The following is a 10141-nucleotide window of genomic DNA, read 5'->3' on the forward strand; positions in this document are numbered from 1 at the left end:
ATGTCTAATATCCTAAGCTTAAAATTTCCTTAAAAATGAATGGGGAACAAAAGGATGGAAAACACGCATGTATAAATTGGCAAATGATCATACTAAAAAGGCGCTGTTCAGGCGGGATTTTTAACTTATCGTAAATATAAACGAGGTAAAAAAATTTTGGCGGCTTTTTCTTAAGCAGGCTTGTGCCGAACCCCAATGTAGAAGGGCGAAAAGCCGTTTCCGGCAGGATAGCCGATAAAGCGCCGCATCTTGTGAAATGAGGAAGAAATTATTATGATAGATAAGGTAGCAGAAACGTGAAAACCCCAATTCAACACTACTGTTATCGGCTGACTGTGAAAGCCTTTTAATAGAAAGGAAGAGGAAAATGAATCAAAACAATATGGGGGGCAGCCAAAAGACGCCCGAGAAAGAAAGCATGGGCCGCATTTTGTGGCAGCTAACCCGCCCTCATACATTGACGGCATCGTTTGTGCCCGTACTTCTCGGCACCGTATTGGCGATGTTTTACGTAAAGGTTGATTTCCTGCTGTTTTTGGCCATGCTGTTTTCCTGCCTTTGGATCCAGATCGCCACGAACTTATTCAATGAATATTACGATTTTAAACGCGGTTTAGATACGGAGGATTCCGTCGGTATCGGCGGAGCGATCGTCCGCCACGGCATGAAGCCGAAAACAATTCTGCAGCTGGCGCTCGGCTCTTATGCGATTGCCCTCGTGCTCGGTGTTTATATCTGCATGAGCAGCAGCTGGTGGCTTGCGGTTATCGGCCTTGCCGGCATGCTGATCGGCTATCTGTATACGGGCGGCCCGCTGCCGATTGCGTATACACCGTTCGGGGAACTGTTCTCCGGCATTTGCATGGGCTCTGTATTTGTCCTTATTTCTTTCTTCATTCAGACAGGCAGAATTAATGAACAGAGCATTTTGATTTCTATCCCGATCGCCATCTTGGTCGGAGCGATTAACCTGTCCAACAATATCCGTGATATTGAGGAAGATAAAAAGGGCGGACGTAAAACGCTGGCCATTTTGATGGGGCATAGAGGGGCCGTCATGATACTGGCCGCATCATTTGCCATCGCTTACATCTGGATCGTCGGTCTTGTCATCATGGGTTACACAAGCCCGTGGCTGTTTTTGGTCTTCCTGAGCGTGCCGAAACCCGTTCAGGCCGTGAAAGGCTTTGTGAAAAACGAAATGCCGATGAACATGATTATTGCGATGAAATCAACGGCGCAAACCAATACATTCTTCGGATTCCTGCTTTCAATCGGACTCCTGATCAGTTATTTCCGCTGATCAAATGAAAGGGCAAATGCCATAACCGGCATTTGCTTTTTTTTATGACATAATCTTCACGATTTTGTAAAGAACCTGACTGAGGACTGACACGTCTTATATACGGACAGCAAAGCAAGGAGATGAAAAAAATGGACTTGTCAACAGCCCATATGGATGATTTGAAAACGGTCATGGAAGATTGGAAAAATGAATTATTAGTTTATAAATTTGCTTTAGATGAGCTGGATACGAAGTTTTCTATCATCAGCCAGGAATATAATCTGATTCACGGGCATAACCCGATCGAGCATACAAAATCACGCGTAAAAAGTTTCGAGAGTATCGTCAATAAACTGATGCGCAAAGGCTGCGATGTGACGACGCAGGAAATGAAAGAGCATATTCATGATATTGCGGGTGTCAGGATTATCTGTTCCTTTATTTCCGATATTTATAATGTCGCTGAGGTTTTAAAGCAGCATAAGGACCTGAAGATCGTAAAGGTGAAGGATTATATCAAACATCCGAAGCCGAACGGCTACCGCAGCCTGCATTTGATTATTGAAATTCCCGTTTATTTGACGAATCGTGTGGAATATGTGAAGGCGGAAATTCAAATCCGCACCATCGCCATGGATTTTTGGGCGAGCCTTGAACATAAAATTTATTACAAATTAAATAACGAAGTCCCAAAGCATCTGACCGACGAGCTGAAGGAAGCGGCGGACATCGCCCATTATTTAGACGAAAAGATGCTTGGGATTAAGAAAGAAGTCGATTAAACGATTGACGCATCACAACCAGCCGGACCGCTTTTATGTGCAGTCCGGCTGGTTGTTTTTATGTTTACGTGTTTTCACTTTCCCGCGCGATCTATTCTGACGGTGATTCAGGCTGAAATCCTGATTCCGAATCAGAATGAATTTGAACAGAGACTCCAATAGATATCAAATCCTACAGCACATTCCCGCAGAAAAAATGTATAAGATCAAGGTTTACTTTTTAAAAAAAGGGAAAGACATTTGTACAACAAAAAGGGAGATGAATATCAGTGGGAAAGAATGAAACAATGCATATCGTATCATGTGCAGATGATCATTATGCTCGTCATTTGGGTGGGATGTTCGCTTCTTTATTGATGAATATGGATAAAACAAGGAATGCCAAATTATATGTGATCGACGGCGGAATTACTGCCGAAAACAAGGACAAGCTTGAACAGACTGCGATGTCATTCGGAACGCCGCTTGAATTTTTAGAAGTAGACGCTGATCAATACAAGCATGCAGTCGAAAGCAGCCACATTACAAAAGCGGCTTATTACCGCATTTCCATCCCTGATTTAATTAAGGATGAGTCCGTAAAACGGATGATTTACATTGATTGCGATGCAATTGTGATGGAAGATATTTCGGTTTTATGGGATTTGGATATTTCCCCGGCAATAGTTGCGGCGGTAGAAGACGCCGGACAGCATGAAAGACTGAAAAAAATGAATATCAGCGACACTGCCAAGTATTTTAATTCCGGTATTATGATTATAGATTTCGAACCTTGGAGAAAACAAAATATTTCCGAAAAGGTGATTGATTTTATCAACGAAAACAGCTCGGAGGATTTTCTCGTGTTCCATGATCAGGACGCGCTTAACGCGATCTTATATGATCAATGGCATGAACTGCATCCGCGCTGGAACGCGCAGACGCATATTATCATGAACGAGAAAACGCCTCCTGAACTGATCGACCGTATCCGTTACAGAGAAACACGTGCCGAACCGGCCATCGTCCATTTCTGCGGCAGCGACAAGCCTTGGAATACAGGCACCTCGCACCCGTATCGTGATCATTATTTCCGATATATGTCCTTTACGAAATGGAACACGATCGACCGCTCGGCCATGAACCAATAGGCAGGTGTGATGAAAACGCTTGTGAAGCCGTTATCCGGCTCATAAGCGTTTTTTTTATTATTTCACCCGAATCGCACGCACGCGTTTTTGCAGGCCGGTCTTTTCGGCAGACGGCTTCAATCGGCTGACTGCTGTTTGCGCCGCTGATTTTGCTTTTTTCGTCTTGGTTTTTTCCGCCGCTTTTACTTTGTCTCCAGCCTGCTGCCGGTTGAGTTTATCTTTTATCCGGCCAAGCCGTTTTTCCAGAGCGGTTTTTTCTTTTCCCGGCTGGATTTCGCTGACTGCTTTTTGAGCTTTTGCGGTGTTGGCCTCAGAGGTCTTTTTTTCCGCCTGCTTGACGCTGGCCTCAGCTGTTTTCAAAAGGCTTGAGTTGACAGCGTTAAGCCGCTTTTGCAGTCCTTTTTTCTCTGAACCGGCCGGTAATTTGCGAATGGCGCTTTGTGCGGCATTGACGGCGGTTTTTTTCTTTTGTTTTTCGGCAGTCCGGACTTTGTCTCTTGCGTCCGTCACATTTCTTGCCGTCTGAACTTTATTGATCCGGGACTCGAGAGCGGTTTTTCCCTTTGACTTGGACAGCTTGCTGACGGCCGTTTTTGCTTGATTGATATCTGCCTGTTTTTTGGTCTTTTCCGCTTTTATTACGGCCCGTTCGGCAAAGCTCTTTTGCTTTACGTGATATTGCACCAGGCCGTACCCAAATCGGCTGTCACGTCCGGGAGCGCCCAGATCTTTGACGTTTTGCTGCATCTGCTGCCGGAGCTGTGTATTTGTTTCCTCGGGATATTTCTGCCTGAGCAGCGCGAACATGCCGGTGACGTGGGGTGCGGCTTGAGATGTGCCGTCAGCCGCGGCGTACATTTGATTCAGATACGTGCTCGTAATATTGGTGCCGGGTGCGGCAAATTCAATTTGTTTTCCGGTCGTGGAAAAAGCCGCGAGCCCGTTTTTTTCAGTTGACGCTGAGACTGCTGTTACGCTGCTGTAGGCGCCCGGATAATTGACGGGTTTTTTGTTGCCGTCGTTTCCTGCGGCGGCTACGATCACGATTCCTTTTTTGTATGCTTTGTCTACGGCGTCGTGAAGAATTTTGCTGTCTGCGTTAGTTCCGAGACTCATATTGATGATGTCCATTTTGTTGGCGATCGACCAGTCGATCGCTTTAAGAAGGCTTTTAAGATCCCCCGCACCCTTTCTGTCTAATGCTTTAACCGCATATAACCGGACATCCGGCGCGATGCCGTCAATGCCGTATCCGTCATGTTTGGCCGCAATGATTCCGGCGACATGCGTCCCGTGTCCGTTGTCATCTTTGTATGAGGAAGTATAGCTGACTGCGGAATAGCCTCCGGCAATGGAAAGGTCATCATGAGGGTAAATGCCGCTGTCAATGACAGCCACTTTCACCTTTTTTCCCGTCAAGCCTTCTTTCCACGCCTGCTTGACCTGAGTCGGTTCTATATCCCATTGCGGCAGCGCGTAACTGCTGCTTTGGGCCGCTGATAACGGGCGGATATCAGAACCGCCTGCTGCCTGAAAAGATTCATTGTCTTCTACATATAAGATGTCAGGGTCCTGTTTCAGGTCTTTCACCGTTTGTGAATCGGCTGACACGGCGACTGCCGGGAGGTGCTGATAGGTCTGTTCCACATCCGCTCCGCTGTCTATAGCGGATTCCTTGCCGTTTTGATTTTTGTACACCACGATAACGTCCCGGTCGTGCGTCTCGGCGTGCGCGGGCGCCGCGGCGGAGAACAGGCTGACGCACAAGGCCGCGGCCATTATCGGTTTCAGGGTGTGATACATTGCAATTCCCCCTTTTTCCTTATATATCGGCAGTGCGGAATTCTTTTTTTCCTGAGGGATAAGGAAAATTTCTGTATGCAAATGTAAGCGTTTCCAAAATATGATGGAGAAAATGCTTTAAGACATCTGCGCAATGAACTCAAAAAGGGGGTTTTTGATAAATGAGTAAGTTCAATCGGGTCATGGAAGAAAAAATCATGCCTGTCGCCGGAAAAGTCGCCGGCCAAAGGCACTTAAGAGCTTTGCGGGACGGCATTATTTTGACTATGCCCCTTATCATCATCGGATCGGTTTTTCTGATTCTGACGAGTCTTCCGATTCCCGGTTATGCCGATTTTATGGCTGGTCTTTTCGGTGAAAATTGGGTTGAAAAGCTCGGGTATCCCGTGAATGCGTCCTTTGACATTATGGCGCTTGTCGCCGCCTTTGGGATTGCCTACCGGCTTGCGGAAAGCTATGAGGTGGATGCCCTGTCGTCGGGAGCCATTGCCCTTGCCGCCTTTTTATTGGCGACGCCGTATCAGATTCCGTTTATTCCTGACGGCTCGGCAACAGAGATTATGGTGGGAGGCGGCATTCCGATTTCGCTGCTCGGAAGCAAAGGTCTGTTTGTCGCGATGATCATTGCAATGCTGTCTACGGAAGTGTACCGGTTTATCATACAAAGAAATATCGTCATTAAGATGCCTGACGGAGTGCCGCCTGCGGTCAGCAAATCGTTCGTTGCGCTCATCCCCGGTTTCATTGTTATTACGCTTGTATGGCTGGCCCGTCTGTTTATTGAAATAACTCCTTTTAAAAGCCTCCACAATGTCGTAGGCGATCTGCTGGGCACCCCGCTGTCTATTCTGGGCGGGAGTCTCGGCGGAAGTCTTATCGCCGAATTCGTGCAAATGCTGCTTTGGTCGTGCGGCATACACGGCGCGTCCATTATCGGCGGCGTCATGTCGCCGATCTGGTACGGGGCGATGGACGCCAACCGTTTGGCTTTTCAGGCGGGAGAGGCGCTGCCGAGCATTTTTACGACACAGTTCTTTCAAATATGGATTAATGTCGGCGGAAGCGGAGCGACGCTTGCCCTTGTGCTGACCATGCTTGTGCGCTCCAGAAGCAAACAGATGAAACAGCTCGGCCGTCTCGGCATCGGGCCCGCGATTTTTAACATTAATGAACCGATCATTTTCGGGATGCCGCTCGTCATGAATCCGCTGTTAATCGTGCCCTTTATCATTGCGCCGCTCTTGACCATTACGGCGACGTACATCGGGATGAGCACGGGGATGGTGGCAAAACCGGCGGGAATCGCCGTGCCGTGGACGATGCCGCCGCTGATTTCCGGTTATTTGGCGACGGGCGGGAAAATCTCCGGTTCGGTCATGCAGCTGATCAATCTCCTGATTACATTTATCATCTATTATCCGTTTTTCCGAATTTGGGATCTTCAAAAATGGAGAGAGGAACGGGCGGCGGAACAAAACGTCACTGAAGAAACATAAAAAAAACGGGCGCCTTCGCCCGTTTTTTTTTTAACGCTGGAAAAATTCGATCCATTCGCCGTCAGGTCCTTCAATGTAAAAGTAGCGGTACCCGTTCGGAAGCGTTGTGATTTCTTCATCGATAAATACGGCGCCCTGACGCTTCGCATGCGTGAACTCCGCCGCGATATCTTCAGTTAATAAAGCGACATGATGCACTTTTCCTTCTGCGGGAAGCTCGCTGCTGTAGCCCTGGATCAGCTCAATTTCTGTCTCCGGCCCTTCTTGAAAGCCGAGAAAGGCAAGTTCAATAATGCCGTTCGTATGAGTGATACGATCCTTTAACTGCATACCGAGAACGTCTTGATAAAAGGCGATGGATGTTTCAATATCTTTGACCATAATGCCTGTATGGTCGATTCTTTTGGCTGTCATGGTTTTCCCCCTGTTTTGAATTTTTCGGGACAATGCGGTGTTGATCATGTTTTATGGTACGATAAGAGAAAGCAAAACGAAAGAGGAATGCACAATGAAGCTACTTACAGTGAAAGATACATTTGCCGGAAAGCTGAAAAAAGGATTCCCCCTGATTGAAAAAGACGCTCTGTCCGGAAGCTCGGCTCATTTAACAGAGGGCGATCTTTTTGATGTGACATCCGAGAAGGGTGAGTTTATCGGAAAAGGCTATTACGGCTTGCAGAATAAAGGAGTCGGCTGGGTGCTGTCCCGCGCGAGAGATGAACGGATCGACGGACGTTTCTTTCTGGACAAGCTGAAAAAAGCGGCTGAAGCGAGAGCCCATCTGTTTAAGGCGCCCGATACGACGGCGTTCCGGCTTTTCAACGGTGAGGGCGACGGCATCGGCGGCGTCACGATTGACTTTTATGACGGTTATCTGCTGATTCAATGGTACAGTAAAGGCATTTACACTTATAAGGACAGCATGATTGAGGCGATTGACGGACTGGAGCTTTCTTATAAAGCGATCTATGAAAAGAAACGATTCGATACGGCCGGGCAATACGTGGAAGACGACGATTTTGTCAAAGGCGAAAGAGGAGATTTTCCGGTCATTGTTCAAGAAAACGGCATACAGTACGCGGTGGATTTAAACGACGGGGCGATGACGGGCATTTTCTTAGACCAGCGTCATGTGCGCAAAGCGATTCGGGATAAGTATGCAAACGGCAGACGGGTGCTGAATACGTTCTCTTATACGGGGGCATTTTCCATCGCGGCGGCGCTTGGCGGAGCTGAGAAAACGACCAGCGTCGATGTCGCCAACCGCAGTCTCGCAAAAACGATTGAACAGTTCAGCGCCAACGGAATTGATTATGAGGCGCATGACATTAAGGTTATGGATGTTTTCAAATACTTCGGCTATGCGGCAAAAAAAGGGCTGGAGTTTGACCTCATCATCCTTGATCCGCCTTCTTTCGCCCGCACAAAAAAACGGACGTTCAGCGCGGCGAAAGATTATAAAAACCTGCTGAAGGAAACGATCGCCATCACTGCAAAAAACGGCATCATCGTCGCTTCGACAAACAGCAGCGCCTTCAATATGAAGAAATTTAAAGGCTTTATAGAGACCGCCTTTAAAGAAACAAATGAGCGTTACGACATTTTGGAAGAATATACGCTTCCGGAAGATTTCAAAACGATTCCCGCGTTTAAAGAAGGGAATTATTTGAAGGTTGTTTTCTTGCGGAAAAAATAGGATGATCATTTATAGCGTGGAAAGAGGGGAAAAGAAAACCCTCTTCCATCGCTTTAATACGGGATAAAATAATCTTCATTCTTAAAGAAACAACCCGCTATTACTTAGTATCTCATCTGTGCCAAGTAAAGTGGCCTCACTAATGCCCACATTGTTGGCTTTCATGAAGGATTGCACCGCTTGGTAGCCAACCGCATAACCGGCAAACGGTGATAAGCCGACAGGCTGATAACCTTGTTCGGCTGCAAAGGTGTCACCAAACATGTAACTGTTGACCTCAGCAAACCCTTTCACATTTAATGAGTCTTTGATAATTTCTTTTGAGTATTCTAAGTCTTCTTTTTCAAAAGAAGTAACCCAGGGACCTAATAGAGCTTCTCCGTAAAGTTCTTTGGCAAACGATTCTGCCAGCCCCTCTATAATTAAGTAATCCCCAACCGTTACGTTCCCATAGTCCCAATTGAAATACGAAAAACGAATATTATGATGAAATTCATGTGCGATTACAGCAGGCAGTCTCGGTATGTTATATGAATTGGGGAATATTGAAACTTGAATAAATCCCGGAATTCCTCCGAATCCACAATACCCTCTATGTAATTCAAGCTTTTTTTGATTGGCCAGATACATCCCAAACCTTATTTCATCAGCATTTATTTTTAAGCGGTTTTGTTTGATAAATTCTACACAATGAGTTAAAGTGCCATATGCAATTTGAAGAGCTTGAATTTCTTTTAGATTCTCTAATGCTTTTCTTCCGGTTTCCGTATCAAATATGCTCAGATAGCCCAGCATATTTGCAGCCATGATTACATCATATCCGTTAGGTTCCTTTGCCTTTAAGGGAACATTAATCTTTTTCCACATATCTTCAAAAGGTTTCATCATTGAATACCGATAATAATCTTCTCTATTTTCAATCATTGAAAATAATGTTTCGTATTGCCTAATTGTATCCTCGATAATGATTTTAATGGGTACCACCCTTTTTTTGATGATCTATATAAATTGTAATGGCATCACTCATGAGCTTCGCCAGCCCTTCACCATACCGGTCGATGTTCTTAGTGAAGCGTTTATCTTCAATATAGAGTTGACCTAATCCGTAAAAGGCATCAAAAGAATATTCACCAAAATTTTCATTGAGAAAATCAAACCACTCTTTGATAGCTGTTTGTACGTCTGGGGACTTGGGAGATTGGTTAATAAGGAGTGCAAATTTATTGAACATTGCAGTCCACTTATCAGATAAATCTTTTTGCTCACCATCAGTCATGCTTTTCAATCTAATATTTACCTTATCGACAGGTTGATCACCCCACCGTTTGCGAGCTTCTTGCTCATAAAGATTATGATTGAAGTTCATTCCCTCAAACCGCTCTTTGTTCGTCATGCAAATCTCTCCCATCATATGTTTGATTGATTTATCGATGGTTTCAATCATCTTATCGACTCTATTCCGTTTCTCAATCAACATTTTCTTTTGTAAAATTAATGCCTCCCTTCGGTTAAATGAAGGACTATTAATGATTTCTTTAATCTCTTTTAAGGAGAAATCGAGCTCTTTGAAAAATAGTATCTGCTGCAGCTGTTCAAGATTCTCTTCAGAATAAAGCCGATAACCGGAATCGGTCGTTTCCTGAGGAGTCAATAATCCAATTTGATCGTAATGATGGAGAGTCCGTATGCTTACTCCAATCAGTTCAGCTACTTCTTTTACTTTCATACCCATCACGTTTGCCGCCTCCTTAATGGCTACTCTAAAGTATTACGCAACGTAAGAGTCAATAGTTGGTTAAAGATTTTTTGTATATAAAGGGGAACATATGAGGATTTCATTGCTGAAATTAAAGAAAAAAAGCCGGGCGTGAAGGGACTGCCCCCCGTTTTTGAGACAGGGGTCAAAACACCTTTTAAACAGCCAATTGCCGATAGTTTATCGGTGATTG

General features: G+C 45.4%; 10 protein-coding genes. 5 read left to right on the plus strand and 5 right to left on the minus strand.

Annotation, left to right across the window (positions count from 1 at the left end; genetic code table 11):
* Positions 1-367: 367 nt before the first annotated feature.
* From SB724_RS13970 to SB724_RS13980, 3 genes are all read left to right on the plus strand, one after another.
* Complete coding sequence (locus SB724_RS13970; protein WP_007614633.1) at positions 368-1303, plus strand: 1,4-dihydroxy-2-naphthoate polyprenyltransferase; 936 nt, start codon at positions 368-370, stop codon at positions 1301-1303.
* A 131-nt stretch (positions 1304-1434) separates the two neighbouring features.
* Positions 1435-2067, plus strand: coding sequence for a GTP pyrophosphokinase YwaC (gene ywaC / locus SB724_RS13975; RefSeq protein ID WP_007407732.1), 633 nt, complete (start codon positions 1435-1437; stop codon positions 2065-2067).
* Positions 2068-2336: 269 nt separating this feature from the next.
* On the plus strand, positions 2337-3197 hold the full coding sequence (locus tag SB724_RS13980; protein ID WP_410571583.1) for a glycosyltransferase family 8 protein: 861 nt from the start codon (positions 2337-2339) through the stop codon (positions 3195-3197).
* A 57-nt stretch (positions 3198-3254) separates the two neighbouring features.
* Here SB724_RS13980 and SB724_RS13985 read toward each other — a convergent pair whose 3' ends face one another.
* Positions 3255-5000: a S8 family peptidase gene (locus tag SB724_RS13985; protein ID WP_410571585.1), complete on the minus strand. Its 1746-nt coding sequence runs from the start codon at positions 4998-5000 to the stop codon at positions 3255-3257.
* Positions 5001-5161: 161 nt separating this feature from the next.
* On the opposite strand from SB724_RS13985, the gene celB reads away from it, so the two are divergent.
* Positions 5162-6496, plus strand: coding sequence for a PTS cellobiose transporter subunit IIC (gene celB / locus SB724_RS13990; protein ID WP_061581634.1), 1335 nt, complete (start codon positions 5162-5164; stop codon positions 6494-6496).
* 30 nt (positions 6497-6526) lie between these two features.
* Here the strand turns inward: celB and glxA are convergent, their stop codons facing one another.
* Positions 6527-6910: a glyoxalase GlxA gene (gene glxA, locus SB724_RS13995; RefSeq protein ID WP_003150894.1), complete on the minus strand. Its 384-nt coding sequence runs from the start codon at positions 6908-6910 to the stop codon at positions 6527-6529.
* A gap of 94 nt (positions 6911-7004) precedes the next feature.
* Here glxA and SB724_RS14000 point away from each other — a divergent pair, with 94 nt between their 5' ends.
* On the plus strand, positions 7005-8192 hold the full coding sequence (locus tag SB724_RS14000; protein WP_410571588.1) for a class I SAM-dependent rRNA methyltransferase: 1188 nt from the start codon (positions 7005-7007) through the stop codon (positions 8190-8192).
* An 81-nt stretch (positions 8193-8273) separates the two neighbouring features.
* On the opposite strand, the gene SB724_RS14005 is transcribed toward SB724_RS14000, so the two are convergent.
* From SB724_RS14005 to SB724_RS14015, 3 genes are all read right to left on the minus strand, one after another.
* Positions 8274-9116 (minus strand): DUF2268 domain-containing putative Zn-dependent protease, encoded by an 843-nt coding sequence (locus SB724_RS14005; protein WP_410571590.1) that lies wholly within the window; start codon positions 9114-9116, stop codon positions 8274-8276.
* A gap of 46 nt (positions 9117-9162) precedes the next feature.
* Entirely contained in the window at positions 9163-9924 is a 762-nt protein-coding gene (locus SB724_RS14010; protein WP_038460933.1) for a MerR family transcriptional regulator, read from the minus strand.
* 23 nt (positions 9925-9947) lie between these two features.
* A partial coding sequence (locus SB724_RS14015; RefSeq protein ID WP_410571592.1) for a hypothetical protein occupies positions 9948-10141 on the minus strand: 194 nt, incomplete at its 5' end.

This window comes from Bacillus sp. SIMBA_031, assembly GCF_046535225.1.
Taxonomy (GTDB): domain Bacteria; phylum Bacillota; class Bacilli; order Bacillales; family Bacillaceae; genus Bacillus; species Bacillus velezensis.

What these genes read in the sequence shown, in the direction of transcription:
- SB724_RS13970 (WP_007614633.1), top strand. Translation starts at nt 368, where the DNA reads ATGAATCAAAACAATATGGGGGGCAGCCAAAAGACGCCCGAGAAAGAA.
- ywaC (WP_007407732.1), top strand. Translation starts at nt 1,435, where the DNA reads ATGGACTTGTCAACAGCCCATATGGATGATTTGAAAACGGTCATGGAA.
- SB724_RS13985 (WP_410571585.1), bottom strand. Translation starts at nt 5,000, where the DNA reads ATGTATCACACCCTGAAACCGATAATGGCCGCGGCCTTGTGCGTCAGC.
- celB (WP_061581634.1), top strand. Translation starts at nt 5,162, where the DNA reads ATGAGTAAGTTCAATCGGGTCATGGAAGAAAAAATCATGCCTGTCGCC.
- glxA (WP_003150894.1), bottom strand. Translation starts at nt 6,910, where the DNA reads ATGACAGCCAAAAGAATCGACCATACAGGCATTATGGTCAAAGATATT.
- SB724_RS14000 (WP_410571588.1), top strand. Translation starts at nt 7,005, where the DNA reads ATGAAGCTACTTACAGTGAAAGATACATTTGCCGGAAAGCTGAAAAAA.
- SB724_RS14005 (WP_410571590.1), bottom strand. Translation starts at nt 9,116, where the DNA reads ATGATTGAAAATAGAGAAGATTATTATCGGTATTCAATGATGAAACCT.
- SB724_RS14010 (WP_038460933.1), bottom strand. Translation starts at nt 9,924, where the DNA reads ATGGGTATGAAAGTAAAAGAAGTAGCTGAACTGATTGGAGTAAGCATA.